Below are 15,243 nucleotides of genomic sequence, written 5' to 3' on the forward strand. Positions count from 1 at the left end.
GTATCATCCTTATCATCCTTTGTTCTGCGCACCCATGCCGCGCCGGTGACGGAATAAAACCGCCGGGATCAGCAAGGCCAGGGCAAACCCGGCAAACGGTAAAACCATCTGAAACAGGCCATAAATCCCGATCATCCGACGATCCCCGCCCGATGCCAAGGCAACCGCCTCGGTCGTGACGGTGGCAAAGCGCCCTGCCCCGATCAGAAGTGTTGGCAAATATTGCCCGACCGTGACGGCAAGCCCGACGGCGGCGGCGGTTAAAACCGCACGGGTCAATAGCGGCAAACGCACCAGCCAAAACACCCGCGCGGGCGACGCGCCAAGACAAAGGGCCGTTTGCCCATAGCGCGGATCAAGGGCACGAAACGGTTCCGACAGGGACAGAAACACATAGGGCGCAACAAACACCAGATGCCCGAGAACGACCGAGACCAAGGTGCGTTCCAGCCCAAGCAGGCTAAAGAATACCTGCAAACCAAACATGAAACTGATTTGCGGCACCAGAAGCGGCAAGTAAATCAAAAACATCGCCCGCCGCCCGGCCGGCTTGCCGGTGCGCACTTCGTTCTCAAGACAGGCCAGAACCAGTGTTACGGCAATCACAACCGCCGGAATACCGATCAGAAGGGTGGTGGTCAGGCTATTGCCAATCGCATCAAGTTCCCGCGCCCAGAGACGCAATGAAAAGCCACGCGGCAAAAGATCGGGAAACGCCCAGAACCCGGCAACACTCCAGACCAGCAAGACCACAAGCCCAAGAACCACCGTCCCAGCCGCCACCAGTGCCATCACCGCCGACACCCCACGCACAGCGCCATCTTGCTTGAACCGGTTGCCATCAACAGCCCAACGCGCACCAATCACAGCAACAAGCCGCTCACCCGCGATCCAGATTGCCATGGCCGCGATCACGATCAGCAATTGCAGCACGGCTGCACTTGATGCCATGAACCGCAAGGCAAGATCGGGATCGGACAACCATCCCAGAATGCGTACCGCAAGCGGTGCCGGCGTTGTCGGGGCCAGAATGATGGCCACATCAACAACCGACGTCGAATAGGCCAGAACCGCCAGAACCGGCAAACGGATTTGCGGATAGATGCGTGGCAATGTTGCCTTGAACCATCCGGCAATCCTGCCATAGCCAAGACTTGCCGTGACCTGTGCCGTGCGAGCCGTATCCGCCTGTGGCAAGGCTGAAAGCGTCATCAGAAAAAGAAACGGGATTTCCTTGGCAACCAGTCCGGCAATCAGGGCGATGCCCCAAGGGTCATGGATGATCGCAACATCGGGGGGCCGATCCCATCCGGTAAATTGCGCCACCACCCGAACAAACCAGCCCGATGGCGCAATCAAAAATGCCAAACCAAACGCCGCTGTCGCATGCGGTACCGACAGGATCGGCGAGAGTATCCGTTGCAGGGCGTGAAATGTGCGTGTGCCCTGCCACGCGGCACAAAACAGCATGACAATCGCAACCGAGACAAAGGTTGCGATCAATCCATTAACCAATGAAAGCCGGATCGAGGCGCCCAAGCCCGGCTGCGCCACCAAAGCCTGCCACGGTTCAAGGCTGGGCGTCGTGCCCCCAAGGGCGGGTAATATCCCGAACGCAGGCAAGATCGTCCCGATCAGCCCGGCAGAAACCGGGCCAATCATCAGAACAATCGTCAGGATCGGGATAAATCGCAGCATGCGCGATTATTGCACAACGCCGTAACGCTTCTGCCATTCTGTTTCGACAAGCGACATCCAGCTTGGATGCGGTTCCGGCAAGACGGTGCCGCGCTCAGAGGGTGCAAGCGATGCGATGCCAAGATCAAGATTGGCAAACGCTTCCTGCATGTCTTGGGGAAGTTTATCCATCGCCAGAACCGTATCCGCGCCCCAATATTTCGGGTCCTGCTTGCGCAATTGCGCTTCGGGCGACATCAGGAAATCGGCCAGTACAACCGCGCCTGCCTTGGCCGATGCGTTATAGGGGATGGCGACGAAGTTGGTATTGCCAAGGGTGCCGTTCTCAAACACATAGGACCGCACGGTATCGGGAAGCTCGAACGCCTCGATCGCGGATGACACTTCGCCAGAACTGAACGAAAAGGCGATATCGACCTCGTTATCGGCCAAAAGGGTGCGCATCGATGCCCCGTTCTGCGGATAGGCCTGACCATCGCGCCACAGAAGCGGCTGCAAGTCCTCAAGATACCCCCAAAGCGGTGCTAGGGTTGCCTCGGCATCGGCTTCATCGGCGGGCTGTTGCAAAACTTTTGGGTCTTCGACCAGTTCAGTCAGGATCTGTTTAAGGAAGGTCGAGCCCATATAGTTTGGCGGCTGCGGATAGGTAAAGCGGCCCGGATGTTTCACCAGCCATTCCAGCAATTGCTGGGCGGATTTCGGGACGCTATCAAGCTTGGCGGTATCGTAATAGAAACTGACCTGCGCCATGCCCCATGGGGCTTCAAGCCCGTCGGTGGGAACCGTGAAATCATTGATCACGGTTGGTTTGCCTTCGACATCGACATAGGCAAAGTTTGGCGTCTGTTCTGCCCATGGCCCGAACAAAAGATCATTGCGCTTCATCGCGGCAAAGTTTTCGCCGTTAATCCAGATCATGTCGACGGCACCACCATCATCAACACCGGCGGTCTTTTCCGACAGAACACGGGTAACGGCATCGGCAGTATCGGTCAGTTTGACCTGAACGACCTCAACGCCATAGCGTTCGCGCACCTGTTCACCGGCCCAGGCGATGTAATCATTAATGCGCGGCTCCCCGCCCCATGCATGCCAATAAACGGTCTGGCCACGGGCCTGATCAAGGACCGATTGCCAGTTTCCGACATCCGGCGCCGGGTCTGCAAAGGCAGGCGTCGACAACGTCGCCGTCGCAAGCCCAACTGCCAGCGCCAAAGCAGAAACGAAAGTGCGCATTTTTGATCGCATCTCGGACAATCCTTTTACCTGATGACCCAAAGCCCTTCCCGCATGCCGGGTGTGACTGGTTGATTGGTTTTGTTCCTGTCAGTTTTTCAACAGACGGCACATAAAATCAATTCACGCTTGCGTTAGGGGCCTATCAAACACACTTTGTCTGCAACAAGTTGTTCGCTTTTTGCGCCCCTGTTTAGGAAGTTTTCGATGTTTGAATGGATGAGTGATCCCAACATGTGGATGGGCCTTGCCACCCTGACCGCGCTGGAAATTGTGCTGGGCATCGACAACATCGTTTTCCTGTCGGTGATTGTCTCGAAACTTCCGCAAAACCAACAGGCATCGGCACGCCGCATTGGTCTTTTGGCGGCAATGGGCATGCGGCTTGGGCTTTTGGCGGGTATCGCGTGGGTCATGCAATTGACTTCGCCACTTTTCTCAGCCTTCGGTCAGGAAATCAGCGGCCGCGACATGATCCTTATTTTTGGTGGTCTGTTCCTGATTGCCAAGGCGTCCAAGGAAATTCATCACACCATTGACGAGCCTGAAGAACACGGCCCGGGCAAAATCATGTCGAGCTTTGCCATGACCATCGTGCAGATCATGTTGCTTGATATGATTTTCTCGCTCGATAGCGTCATCACAGCGGTTGGTCTGGTCGATCATATTTCGATCATGGTGATCGCGGTCATCGCATCGGTTCTGGTGATGCTGATGGCGGCCAAGACCATTGGCGACTTTGTCGAACAAAATCCCTCTGTCAAAATGTTAGCGCTATCATTCCTTATTCTGGTAGGGTTTGTGTTGCTGCTTGACGGGGTCGAAATACACGTGCCGAAAGGCTACATCTATTTTGCAATGGCCTTTAGCCTGTCGGTCGAGACGCTCAATCTTCTGAACCACAAACGTAAACTCAAACGTCGTGCGCAAGAGAATGGCTGATGAAAAAAGTTGATCCGCCGCTATGTCTGGCAAACGCCTTCATGGAACGCGAACTTGAAAACGTCGACGTATTTGAGTTTCCCGAAGGCACACGCACAGCCGCCGACGCCGCAAACGCCATTGGTTGCGATATCAGCGACATCGGAAAATCACTGGTCTTCATGACCGAGGCATCCCGCCCGGTCCTGATCATCATAAATGGTGCCGATCAGGTCGATCTCGACAAGGTCGCCGCCCTGCTGCGTTTATCCGTCCGCAAGGCCGATGCAGCCGAAGTCCGCGAACATACAGGCTACGCCATTGGCGGCGTTCCACCCTTTGGCCACGCCAAGCCCGTGGAAACGCTGATCGATAAAAAGCTTCTGGCAAAGAAATCTATCTGGCTTGCCGCCGGGACGCCGAAAACAGTGTTTGAGCTTAAAACAAGCGACCTCAAGCGCGTAACGGGCATCGAAACCGGCGTTAATATTGCTGTCTGAAAACGCCAACGCAGTTTAAATCTTCTCTATTTCAGATTGTTTTCTATTCACAAAAACAATCTTAAAAGATATTCCTGAATCGGACCGAGTTTCTGATTTCTACTGGAGTATCAAACAGATGAAGACCGCCATTCAAAAAGCTGCAGCAATTCTGGGCTTGGCACTTTTGAGCGCCTGCGCATCACCGGCCGAGTTCCAGAACATGGTGGTGACCGAAGGCATCGACACTGCCGCGACGCAAAATTCGGCTTTCAAAGACAGCATTGTCGTGAAATCGGTCGATGGCGGCGAAGAAACCAATCCGATGTGGACGTCTGAAATCAGCAGTCAGGCTTTTGAAAAGGCTTTGATCGCATCACTCGAAAACGCGCAGCTGTTGGCAAAGCTTGATGACAACGCGCCATATCGTTTGCGTGTCACGTTGCTTGAGGTTGACCAGCCCCTGTTTGGCCTGGACCTGACGGTCAAAACCCGTGTGCGTTACGAAATCATCGAAAAGGACAGCGATAAAACTGTTTTCAGTGAAGAAATTCCCGCAACCCATACCGCGACCTTTGGCGATTCTCCGTTTGCGATCCAGCGTCTGCGACTGGCAAACGAAGGGTCTGCAAAGAACAATATCGCCGCCTTCATTGAACGCGTCATCGCCGTTTCGCCTGAAATGTCAGGCGAGAACGTAGCGCTTAAATAAGCCCGTCATCGCGCGTGGCCGAACGCATGCCGATTTCGTCAAGTTCGTCTTGTTCTTTCTTGTCTTCTTCGGCGCGTTCGGCCTCAAGCCGATTACGTTCGGCAATTTCGGCAGTTTTAAATTCCTTGAAGGCGTCAGCAACTTCATCGCGAAAGACGTCGATCTTTTCTTCCTGTTCGGCAATCATTTTTTCGATTGCCTCACGCTCGGCGATCACCGCGGTGGCAAACCCGCCATAGGCAAACCCGGCAAGTTCCGGATTTTCGGCCGCGATCTTTTGTTCGGCCAGCACAGCCTGTTCGAGGGCTTCTTTTTCCGCCTCAAGATTACCCAACACGCCAAGCATTTCGCCCAATTGGCGCTGCTTTTCATCAAGCGCCCATTTGCGCATGCGCACCAGTGTTTTGAAATCCTTGGCCATGGGTTACCCTCTAGGGTCCACGATCATTACGATCCATTCCCCGATCCGTCGTTGCCGCCTTCGCTCAGCGCACGCTTGGCCGCGTTCAGGTCCTGCCCGTCACGTTGTGACCGACTACTCACCTTTGGCCCACGATTGATCTTGGGCCCGATTGACGGCGGCGGTGCCGGGCGGGGTGCCGGCATTTCCGGCCCTCCTGCGGGCTGTTGCGGATTGGCGCTTCCCGCTTGCCGCGCCTGTCCACCCGGTTGTCCTTGGGCAGGGGCAGGCTGTTCGGGTTGCTCGGCCAGCATATCGAGACGCCGGGCCAATTCCAGATATCCCTCATTGAGGCGCGTGCATTCCGTCTTGCGCTGTTTAAGGAATTCCTCGATCAGCGGGAAGTAATGAATGGCTTCGTCGACCTTGGGATCGGTGCCCTTGCGATAGGCGCCAAGACGGATCAGCTCCGCCATGTCATCGTAGGTCGCCAGAAGCTGGCGCGCGCGGGCAACGATCTGGTTTTCTTCCTCGTTATTACAGCCCGGCATGGTACGCGACACACTGCGCAGGATATTGATTGCCGGATAACGGCCCTGCTCCGCAATCGCACGGTCCAGCACCACGTGGCCATCCAGAATACCGCGCACCGCGTCCGAAATCGGTTCGTTATGATCATCGCCATCAACCAGAACTGTAAACAGCCCGGTGATCGATCCCTGCCCCGGCCCGCCGGGACCGGCACGTTCCAAAAGACGCGGCAATTCGGCAAACACAGTCGGCGTATAGCCCTTTGATGCCGGCGGCTCGCCAACGGACAGGCTGATTTCACGTTGCGCCATGGCAAAGCGGGTCACGGAATCCATCATGCACAAGACATCGCGCCCGACATCGCGGAAATATTCCGAAAGCGCCATGGTCATATAGGCCGCCTGGCGGCGCATCAGCGGTGGTTCATCCGATGTCGCCACGACGACGACCGAACGACGCAGGCCTTCCTCGCCCAGATCATCTTCGATGAATTCGCGCGCTTCACGGCCACGTTCGCCAATCAGCCCCACCACCGACACATCCGATGTCGTATGGCGCGTCATCATCGATAGCAAACTTGATTTACCAACACCCGACCCGGCAAAGATGCCCATACGTTGTCCGCGACAGCAGGTCAGAAACGTGTTCATCGCCCGCACACCAAGGTCGATCTTGCCCGCAACGCGCTGGCGCGAATGGGCCGATGGTGGCATGTTGCGGATCGGATACGGGCGGTTGCCCTCAGACAGCGGGCCTTTGCCATCAACCGGCTCGCCAAAGGCATTGACCACACGGCCCAACCAACTTTCATCGGGATAGACTTGCGGTTGGGTATCGCCAAGTTCGACTTCGCAGCCGATCCCGATACCGTCCAGAATGCCAAACGGCATCAAAAGGGCGCGTTCGTTGCGAAAACCGACAACCTCGCAAATCACGGTTTTACCATCGCGGCGTTTGACCTTGCACCGGTCGCCAACCGACAACGCACCCTCGACACCGCCAATCTCGACCAGAAGGCCCAAAACGGCTGTCACCCGGCCAACCACGCGATAGTCAGGAATACGGCGGAGTTCTGCGACGATATTGCGGCCAATCTGAAACACGGGCGGTTCTTTTCAGCGAAAATGGTACAAACAACTCTTGTAACACGGAAATTTGCCCCTCCGAACGGTAACAGGGGTGGCAAATCGTACCGCGTCGTACCAAATATATAGTCATAATCGGTATTAAAAAGCCGTGTAGACGATTAAATCGATTTTTTTTCGTTGCATAAGGCTTTTGGAATTAACACCGCAAACCGTTGGGAAAACTTGCGTTCCGTCCCCGAGTCGCTTCTTTGAACGAAAAAAAGTTAACAAGTTGCGACTCGCCTGCTTGCCACGAGTCGCAAAGCAACGTATCGTTAACCGAATGGGGAAAATTTCCCAAAGGCCGGCAATCGTTGGGGCGCTTGTCGATCTACCGGATCAACACGGACTTATTGCGGAACACGGTAACGGAGCAGAGACATGCGGGTGCTGCTTGTTGAGGATGACAACACCTATGCTGACAGCATCGAATTGATGCTTAAGTCTGAGGGCATGGTGATTGACACTACCGACCTTGGGGAAGATGGTCTCGAGATCGGCAAGCTTTACGATTATGACATTATTCTTCTGGACCTTATGCTGCCAGATATTGACGGCTACGAGGTCCTGAGACGTTTGCGCGACGCACGCGTCGAAACACCGGTCCTGATCCTGTCGGGTCTGACCGAAACCGAAGACAAGGTCAAAGGCCTTGGCTTTGGCGCAGATGATTATCTGACCAAGCCTTTCGAGAAGACCGAACTTCTGGCACGTGTGCAGGCAATTGTTCGCCGTTCACGCGGCCATGCCCAGTCGATGATTTCGACCGGTAAGCTCAACGTCAACCTGGATGCACGCACCGTCGATGTCGATGGCAAACCGCTGCATCTGACCGGCAAGGAATATGGCATTCTGGAACTGCTGTCGCTGCGCAAGGGCACGACACTGACCAAGGAAATGTTCCTCAACCACCTTTATGGCGGTATGGACGAGCCGGAACTCAAGATCATTGACGTCTTTGTCTGCAAACTGCGCAAGAAAATCCAGTCTGCGACCAAGGGCGACAATTACATCCATACGGTTTGGGGCCGGGGCTATGTCCTGCGCGATCCCGACACCAACAGCGCTGCGGCCTGATTTTCGGGAACTTGGTATCAGGCATGCCTGATACCGCCCCAACAGTTGCCGCTATACGAAAAACGCCCCGGAGATGAACCGGGGCGTTTTTCGTTTCACATCACGGCAAATAGATAAGCGGATCAACAAGACCGCTGATCTGCAACCGATCAATCAGTTCGAAAATCGGGATCACCATCAGAAAGACCAGCCCGTCGCGCAATGTGCGCCACAAAAGATGCGGGCGAACTTCAAGGATCTCGGCATCGCGCCAGGCACCAAACCGGGGGCCAAAGCGCGGCACGCGCGTCTTGTAATCTTCAAAGGATGCGCCAAAAAGTATCTCAAGCGCCCTTTCTTCGCGCAGGATCACCGGCAAGAACACACCAAACGCCCCCACCCCGAACAACAGGGCAATCAAAAGGCTTCCGGTTTGCGCGCCAATGCCGACTGCGCCGATGAAGCTGAACATATAAAGCGGATTGCGACTGATGGAATAGGGGCCGGTATCGGTCAGATCGCGCGCCTTGCGCCCGCCGATATAGAGCGTGCACCAGGCCCGCCCGAAAATGGCCATCAGGATCAGGACAATCCCGCCGGTCTCGACCGTTTCATGGGTAAACATCTCCACCTGTGCCAGCGACTGCATAAGCGGCAGCGCACACAGCACCAACAGCGCAATACCTGCAATGGCAAGCTTGCGACGGCGCTGGACACGGCGAAGGTCCTGACGCGGTGAGGCGATCGTGTCTGATGGATTTGAGGTCACTGGCCTTCCCGACTTTCAGTTCAACAGAACAGTCGGCAAGAAACCAACTGTCAGCTACTTTTTGTCGTCCGGTTTGCCAAAGCGGGACCGATCAAAGGTCGTGGACGGGCGCGTGGTTCCGCTGGAACCGCTTGTATTGCTGCTGCCTGTCCCCGGCCGTTGTGTCGTACCACCGGCACCTGCACCGGTTCCGGTGCCAAGCGGGCGGCGATAGGTCGAACCCGTGGTATCCGTTGTTCCCGGACGTGTGGTTGAACCTGTACCAGTCGAACCTGACGGTCTGCTGAACGCGCTGCCAGTTGTGCCCGATCCCGTGCTGCCGGTTCCGGTGGTTCCCGGACGGGTGGTTGACGGGGTGGTGCCAAGCGGGCGCTGGGTCGACGTCGTGCCAAAACCTGAACCTGCGGGGCGGGTTGTTGCCGTCCCTGCTGTTCCGGTTGTTCCTGTTGTCCCGACTGCCGGGCGAGCCGTTGTTCCGGTCGTGGTTGCGGCACCGGTTTGCATATGTTTTGGCTTCTGGAAGGCCAAGCCGCCGGGTGCAGCAGCACCGGCCGCACTGGCGGCCCCCGCCTGCGCCTTTTCAAGCGCGGTCAGATCGACTTCCGGTGCCCCCGGACGGTTCAGCTGATAGATGCCACGTTGACGCGCAAGCGGTTTGAACTTGTCGGAAATGCCCAGAACCGTCTCTGCCCCGCCAAGGAACAGGAAACCGTCATCTGGCATCAAGGCGGAAACACGCGAAAGGACGTCACTTTTGGTCGGCTGATCGAAATAGATCAGCACGTTACGGCAATAGACGACATCAAACTGCCCAAGCGGCCGGAAATCTTCCAGAAGGTTGAATTCCTTGTACTGCACCTTGGACCGAATATCGGCCGAGATTTGCCACTGGTCTTCCTTCTTTTGGAAGTACTTGACCAGAAGGCCGATCGGAAGGCCCCTTTGGACTTCGAACTGCGAATACAGGCCTGCGCGCGCCTTGGTCAGGATTTCGCGCGAGATATCAGTCCCGACGATATCGATCCGCCAGCCAGCGAGCTGCGACTTGAATTCATCCAGGATCATCGCCAGCGAATAGGGTTCCTGCCCGGAAGAGGCGGCCGCACACCAGATGCGCAGATGTTTCTTCGACGCACGTGTCTTGATCATGTGCGGCAGGACAACATGGCGGAACTGGTCAAACGGTTTGGTATCGCGGAAGAAGAAACTTTCATTGGTCGTCATCGCATCAACGACTTCTTCGACCAGATTGCGGTCGCCACCGCGCAGCGTACCGATCAGCTCCGTCAGGTCCTTAAGACCCCGTTTGCGTGCAATCGGCATCAACCGGCTTTCGAGCAGATAAGTCTTGTCCTGGCTCAGAACGAGCCCGGACTTTGACTTGATCAATCTGCTTACAAACTCGAAGTCATCCGGCTTCATCATTGTGGGTTAACGACCCCCCGCGAATTTTTTGATATAGGCCGCAATCCCACCCACCGGCAAAACCGCAGAACAGATACCGGCATGCGCCGCAGCGCCCGGCATCCCCCATACAACGCTACTCTGCTCGTCCTGTGCCACGACCATGCCCCCCGCATTGACCACGTCACGTCCACCAAGCATACCATCCTGCCCCATTCCGGTAAGTATTGCAGTCAGAATGTTTCCTCCGTAACTCGCGACCAGACTGCGCAACATCGGATCGACCGACGGACGACAGAAATTCTCGGGCGGGTTCTGATTTAACTTCAGATGCCGGCTGGCACCGCGCCCCTCTACAGTCATGTGGTAATCACCGGGGGCAAGATAAACCTGTCCACCAACAATTGGCATATTGTTTTGTGCTTCCTGACATTTAAGCCCGGTCAGACGGGTGATGTGCTCGGCCAGAATGGTGGTAAAGGTCGCGGGCATATGCTGGGTAATGAAGATCGGCTGGCGCACGCCATTCAGGCCACGCAACACTTCAAACAAGGCCTGCGGCCCACCGGTGGAGCTGCCAATCGCGATCGCTTCGACATTGATGCGTTTTTCCGGCAACAGCGTAACACCACCGCGCGCGGACTGGCGTTTTGCCGGGGCGGGTGCGCTTGCCGAACGGGCCTGTTGGGCGCGTGCACTTTTTTGCGGCGCGGGTGCGGTTGGCCGTTTGGCCGGGGGTGCCGTTCTTGCGCTGGGTGCTGCTGTGGCGGGGCGTTCCGGCATTTTGGGCACGGTTTTGCCCTGCCCGCCTGCGGCAATGGCCGCATCGCGAATAAGTCTGCCCGGATCGCGTGACGGCGTCGTCGAACGCGCCGCACCACCAGCCGGGTTGGCAGCCGGTTTTGCGGCCTGCGTTGCAGTCTCCGACGATGCCGGTGTGGCCGGCTGCGGCTTAGGTGCCGGTTGCTGCGGCATCGGCGTCTGGCGCATCTGGGTTGGTTGCGGACGGTGTTGCTGCATCGGGCGGGGGCGCAATTCGGCGGTAAATCGTTTGCGCTGGATCCGACCTTGTTTGTGAAGCTGCTGATGTTCGACCGACATTTCCGCTCGGAAAGCAGCCGCCTTGCCGCCAGAAGCTGCGTCATCCGGCTCGGATGCCTCGGCATCGGGCGCAGTTGATTTTTCTTCTGGTTCCGGTTCGGGGGCGGCCTGGGCGGCAACGACTTCTGCCGCGGCAGCTTCTTCGACCTCGAGCATCTTGCGACGCTGTTCAGCCCAGGCTTTCACCTTGTCGAGAAGTTCTTCGCGGAACCCCTCGCCGACATTCAGGTCTTTTGACGAGCTTGGCTTGGGGATGTAATCCACAGCCCCCAGCGTCATCGCCTGGAAACTGATATCGGCATTTCGCTTGGTGAGTGTGGACGCCATGATCACGCGGACTGTCGGATCAATTTCCAACAGTTTCGGCAAGGCCGTCAAACCATCCATCACCGGCATTTCGATATCAAGAACAACGGCTTCGATGCCGCCTTTTTCCATGACTGCCAGTGCTTCTTCGCCATTGCTGACCGATCCGACGACTTCGATCTCGGCGTCTTCGGTCATCATACGTGTAACAAGTCCGCGCACGATGGCGGAATCATCCACGATCAGGACTTTGTATGGCGAATGGATGGGCGTTTCTTCCACGTGGTAGCGTCCCCGCTTGATGATGGAGATCGGATCTTGAAGGCTTACAGGTTCGTGAGCACCCCGGCCTAGATCAGGCCGACCTGCTCGAACTTGGCCTGGATGATCTCGCTATCGAACGGCTTCATGATGTATTCGTTCGCGCCAGCGGTGATGGCTTCCTGAATGTGTTCAAGGTCGTTTTCAGTTGTACAGAACACAACAACAGGATCATCGCCACCAGGCGTTGCACGCAGTTCACGCAGGAACTCGATCCCGCTTTTGACGGGCATGTTCCAATCAAGCAGAACCGCATCGGGCATGGACTCAAGGCACTTGTCGAGCGCCTCCTGACCGTCCACTGCCTCCACAACCGCAAACCCGATTTCCTCGAGAATGCGTCTTGCTACCATCCGGATGACTTTCGAATCATCGACGACGAGACAACTCTTCATCGACTTCCTTCTCGCTTACTTAGGTCGTTAAGCCACAATGGCAGGAACCGGGCACATTGCGTGCCCGGCATGGGAAATCAGGTTAACCGGCCTGCTTGATCGAAGACGTGAAATCAAGCAGACGGGTCACGTCGAGAATCACCAGAAGCTTCTTGTCGAGACGGAAAATGCCGTCCGAGAATTCGCGCCAGCGCGGATCGAGCGTTGCCGGGTTCTGTTCGAACGCCTTTTTCGGAACGCTCAGAACCTCACCAACCTGATCGACCATCAGGCTGTAAAGCTCACCACCTTCATCAACAACGATGCTCATGCCCGGCTCATCGTCTTCGCGGTCACGCAGACCAAGACGTTTGCGGACATCAATCGCGGTCACGATACGACCACGAAGGTTCAACGATCCGGCCACTTCCGGCGGTGAAAGCGGGATACGGGTAATGCGTTGCGGCCCCAGGACATCCTGAACGGTCAGGACAGGGATACCGAAAAGCTGCTTGCCAATATTCGCGGTCACGAAATCCTGGCTGTCACCACCAAGTTCAAGGGCGCCGCCTTTTTCCTGGCTCGGGACGAGTGCGTTTTTATCGCTCATAGGACTGTTCTCCCGCTTACATGCTGCTCAGTGTCTGGATCAGGGTCGAGACAAGCGCATCGCGATCAAATTTGGCCACATAGTCGCTGAAACCGACCTGACGACCGCGTTCGAAGTCTTCCTCTTTGGTGTGCGAAGACAGGGCAATAATCGGAATTTCACCCCATTCTGCATCATCCTGAAGCGCTTCGGCAAATTCAAAGCCGTTCATGCCCGGCATTTCGATGTCACTGATGATCGCGTCAAACAGAACACCACGGTTTTTAAGGTCCATGGCCTGTTCTGCATTTTCGACCGCAGTCACATTGAAACCGGCAACCGACAGCATCGGCGTCAGCAGGTTACGGAAGAACGGGCTGTCATCGATCAGAAGAACACGCTTCTTCTCGCCGCCGTTATCCTCGGTGCCGAACCAGTCGCTGAAGGCCAGCTCAAGGTAGTAACCGGCATCAATAAGGTCGGTCGCCTTGCCGTCAATCACGGCCGAACCAACCAGACCATCCTGATCCGCGGTCAGTTCAACATTCAGCACGTCATCAACAATATCGACGATCTCGTCGACAACCAGACCCATGGTGCGTTCACGATCCTGGAACACAAGGGTCGGCTGACGGCCTTCTGCCTTCATCTGGTAGCTACCGTCGATAAAGACAAGAGGCATAAGCTTGCCGCGGTACTGGACCAGCGGACGGCCATTCGAATGTTCGATATTCTCGACATCGATTTCTTCAAGGCGGGCAACAAGCGCCAGCGGAACCGCACGCACTTCGCTGCCACCGGCCCGGAAGACCAGCATGGATGTGGTTTCGCGATCCGATGCATCGGCCTTGGCCTTGCCTTCGACACCCTGCGAACCACCAACGGTGATTTCGCCGGTGCGGGTGGCAATGCCGTTCGGATCAAGGATCATGATCACGCTACCGTCGCCAAGGATGGTGTTACCCGAGAACAGCGACAGATCGCGCAGGATCGGGGCCACCGGTTTAACAACGATTTCCTCGGTGTCGAACACGCGGTCAACGATGATACCGAACGAATAGGTACCGACCTGTGCAACCACGATGAATGCTTCTTCATCGACCGCATCGTCGCTTTCCTGAGTGGTATCAAGACCAAGAATTTTCTTGAGCGTGACCAGCGGCAGCAGACGGTTACGCAGGCGCAGGACCGGCGTATCGTGAATGCGTTCGATGGAATGTTCGGAATTGTTCGATGCACGAACAAGTTCCAGAACGCTGATCTGCGGAATGGCAAAGCGTTCGCCGCCACTTTCCACGATCAGGGCTGACACGATTGCCAGCGTCAGCGGAATCTTGATGATGAAGGTCGACCCACGGCCTTCGACCGATTTCAGCTCGACCGTACCACCGATCTTTTCGATGTTGGTACGCACAACGTCCATACCCACACCACGACCGGAAACCGAAGTAACCTTTTCCGCGGTCGAGAAACCGGCTTTGAAGATGAACTGCTGGATCTGCTGTTCACCCATGCCTTCAAGCTCGCTTTCGGTCGCAAGACCGTTGGCAATCGCCTTCGCCTTGATGCGCTCAAGGTTCAGACCACGACCATCATCGGAAATCTCGATGATGATGTGACCACCCTCGTGATACGCATTCAGCGTGACCGTACCGGTTTCAGGCTTGCCTGCATCGCGACGGCCCGGAATATCTTCCAGACCATGGTCGGCAGAGTTACGCACCATGTGGGTCAGCGGGTCCTTGATCAGCTCAAGAACCTGACGGTCCAGTTCGGTGTCGGCACCGATCATTTGCAGATCGATTTTCTTGTTCATCTCAAGGGCAAGGTCGCGAACGATACGCGGCAGTTTTGCCCATGCGTTGCCGATCGGCTGCATACGGGTCTTCATCACGCCTTCCTGAAGGTCGGTCGTGATGTGCGACAGGCGCTGCAACGGCACGGTGAATTCACTGTCATCCTTGCCGCGAACCATCTGCAAAAGCTGGTTACGGGTCAGGACAAGTTCGGAAACCAGCGTCATCAGGTTTTCAAGCAGCTCGACATTCACACGAATGGTCTGGGCTGCAACCGAGCTTTCCTTGGCTTCTGCGCGCGGTGCCTCTGCCTTTGGATTTTCGGCAGCCTTTTTGGCCGGCGCAACTTCCTGGGATTTCGCAGCGGCGGGCGGAGCAGCCGGTTTTGCCGGTGCTTCCGGCTCCGGCTCAGCGGCGGCCGCC

Annotated in this window: 13 protein-coding genes and 1 pseudogene; 4 read left to right on the forward strand and 10 right to left on the reverse strand. The window is 56.3% G+C overall.

What is annotated here, in order from left to right; genetic code table 11:
• Positions 1–12 precede the first annotated feature (12 nt).
• Together TH4_RS19005 and TH4_RS19010 are read right to left on the reverse strand one after the other, a co-directional pair.
• A complete protein-coding gene (locus TH4_RS19005; protein WP_064782368.1) occupies positions 13–1,698 on the reverse strand; it encodes an ABC transporter permease in 1,686 nt (561 codons plus the stop codon).
• Between the two features lie 6 nt (positions 1,699–1,704).
• Positions 1,705–2,934 (reverse strand): ABC transporter substrate-binding protein, encoded by a 1,230-nt coding sequence (locus TH4_RS19010; RefSeq protein WP_167351238.1) that lies wholly within the window; start codon positions 2,932–2,934, stop codon positions 1,705–1,707.
• 207 nt (positions 2,935–3,141) lie between these two features.
• Between TH4_RS19010 and TH4_RS19015 the strand changes: the two genes are divergently transcribed.
• From TH4_RS19015 to TH4_RS19025, 3 genes are all read left to right on the forward strand, one after another.
• The gene (locus tag TH4_RS19015; RefSeq protein WP_064782370.1) at positions 3,142–3,876 is read left to right on the forward strand and encodes a TerC family protein; all 735 of its coding nucleotides are present in this window, start codon (positions 3,142–3,144) and stop codon (positions 3,874–3,876) included.
• Positions 3,876–4,355 (forward strand): YbaK/EbsC family protein, encoded by a 480-nt coding sequence (locus TH4_RS19020; RefSeq protein WP_064782371.1) that lies wholly within the window; start codon positions 3,876–3,878, stop codon positions 4,353–4,355. Before TH4_RS19015 ends, TH4_RS19020 begins: the two co-directional genes overlap by 1 nt.
• A gap of 118 nt (positions 4,356–4,473) precedes the next feature.
• The gene (locus TH4_RS19025) at positions 4,474–5,046 is read left to right on the forward strand and encodes a hypothetical protein (RefSeq protein WP_063087454.1); all 573 of its coding nucleotides are present in this window, start codon (positions 4,474–4,476) and stop codon (positions 5,044–5,046) included.
• Here the strand turns inward: TH4_RS19025 and TH4_RS19030 are convergent.
• Both TH4_RS19030 and fliI read right to left on the reverse strand, forming a co-directional pair.
• Positions 5,039–5,467, reverse strand: a complete 429-nt coding sequence (locus TH4_RS19030) for a flagellar export protein FliJ (RefSeq protein ID WP_063087452.1) — start codon at positions 5,465–5,467, stop codon at positions 5,039–5,041. The genes TH4_RS19025 and TH4_RS19030 overlap by 8 nt on opposite strands.
• Before the next feature lie 26 nt (positions 5,468–5,493).
• Positions 5,494–7,080 carry a flagellar protein export ATPase FliI gene (fliI, locus tag TH4_RS19035; RefSeq protein ID WP_064782372.1) on the reverse strand — a complete coding sequence of 529 codons (1,587 nt, stop codon included), beginning with the start codon at positions 7,078–7,080 and terminating at the stop codon, positions 5,494–5,496.
• 405 nt (positions 7,081–7,485) lie between these two features.
• Here fliI and ctrA point away from each other — a divergent pair, with 405 nt between their 5' ends.
• On the forward strand, positions 7,486–8,181 hold the full coding sequence (gene ctrA, locus TH4_RS19040; RefSeq protein ID WP_008891622.1) for a response regulator transcription factor CtrA: 696 nt from the start codon (positions 7,486–7,488) through the stop codon (positions 8,179–8,181).
• A gap of 100 nt (positions 8,182–8,281) precedes the next feature.
• On the opposite strand, the gene TH4_RS19045 is transcribed toward ctrA, so the two are convergent.
• The 6 genes and pseudogenes from TH4_RS19045 to TH4_RS19070 all read right to left on the reverse strand — a co-directional run.
• Entirely contained in the window at positions 8,282–8,929 is a 648-nt protein-coding gene (locus TH4_RS19045; RefSeq protein WP_209272242.1) for a methyltransferase family protein, read from the reverse strand.
• 609 nt (positions 8,930–9,538) lie between these two features.
• Positions 9,539–10,351 (reverse strand): annotated as a pseudogene (locus tag TH4_RS20930) (CheR family methyltransferase); the annotation flags it as partial.
• Between the two features lie 9 nt (positions 10,352–10,360).
• Complete coding sequence (locus TH4_RS21005) at positions 10,361–12,022, reverse strand: chemotaxis protein CheB (RefSeq protein WP_064782374.1); 1,662 nt, start codon at positions 12,020–12,022, stop codon at positions 10,361–10,363.
• A gap of 68 nt (positions 12,023–12,090) precedes the next feature.
• Positions 12,091–12,456: a response regulator gene (locus TH4_RS19060; protein ID WP_008891618.1), complete on the reverse strand. Its 366-nt coding sequence runs from the start codon at positions 12,454–12,456 to the stop codon at positions 12,091–12,093.
• Between the two features lie 82 nt (positions 12,457–12,538).
• Positions 12,539–13,045: a chemotaxis protein CheW gene (locus TH4_RS19065; protein WP_008891617.1), complete on the reverse strand. Its 507-nt coding sequence runs from the start codon at positions 13,043–13,045 to the stop codon at positions 12,539–12,541.
• 16 nt (positions 13,046–13,061) lie between these two features.
• The coding region (locus TH4_RS19070) for a hybrid sensor histidine kinase/response regulator (RefSeq protein WP_157097811.1) at positions 13,062–15,243 on the reverse strand (2,182 nt) is incomplete at its 5' end.

The sequence above is a fragment of the Thalassospira tepidiphila MCCC 1A03514 genome (genome assembly GCF_001662875.1).
Taxonomy (GTDB): Bacteria; Pseudomonadota; Alphaproteobacteria; order Rhodospirillales; family Thalassospiraceae; genus Thalassospira; species Thalassospira tepidiphila.

What these genes read in the sequence shown, in the direction of transcription:
- TH4_RS19005 (WP_064782368.1), bottom strand. Translation starts at nt 1,698, where the DNA reads ATGCTGCGATTTATCCCGATCCTGACGATTGTTCTGATGATTGGCCCG.
- TH4_RS19020 (WP_064782371.1), top strand. Translation starts at nt 3,876, where the DNA reads ATGAAAAAAGTTGATCCGCCGCTATGTCTGGCAAACGCCTTCATGGAA.
- TH4_RS19060 (WP_008891618.1), bottom strand. Translation starts at nt 12,456, where the DNA reads ATGAAGAGTTGTCTCGTCGTCGATGATTCGAAAGTCATCCGGATGGTA.
- TH4_RS19030 (WP_063087452.1), bottom strand. Translation starts at nt 5,467, where the DNA reads ATGGCCAAGGATTTCAAAACACTGGTGCGCATGCGCAAATGGGCGCTT.
- TH4_RS19015 (WP_064782370.1), top strand. Translation starts at nt 3,142, where the DNA reads ATGTTTGAATGGATGAGTGATCCCAACATGTGGATGGGCCTTGCCACC.
- TH4_RS19010 (WP_167351238.1), bottom strand. Translation starts at nt 2,934, where the DNA reads ATGCGCACTTTCGTTTCTGCTTTGGCGCTGGCAGTTGGGCTTGCGACG.
- ctrA (WP_008891622.1), top strand. Translation starts at nt 7,486, where the DNA reads ATGCGGGTGCTGCTTGTTGAGGATGACAACACCTATGCTGACAGCATC.
- TH4_RS19025 (WP_063087454.1), top strand. Translation starts at nt 4,474, where the DNA reads ATGAAGACCGCCATTCAAAAAGCTGCAGCAATTCTGGGCTTGGCACTT.
- TH4_RS19065 (WP_008891617.1), bottom strand. Translation starts at nt 13,045, where the DNA reads ATGAGCGATAAAAACGCACTCGTCCCGAGCCAGGAAAAAGGCGGCGCC.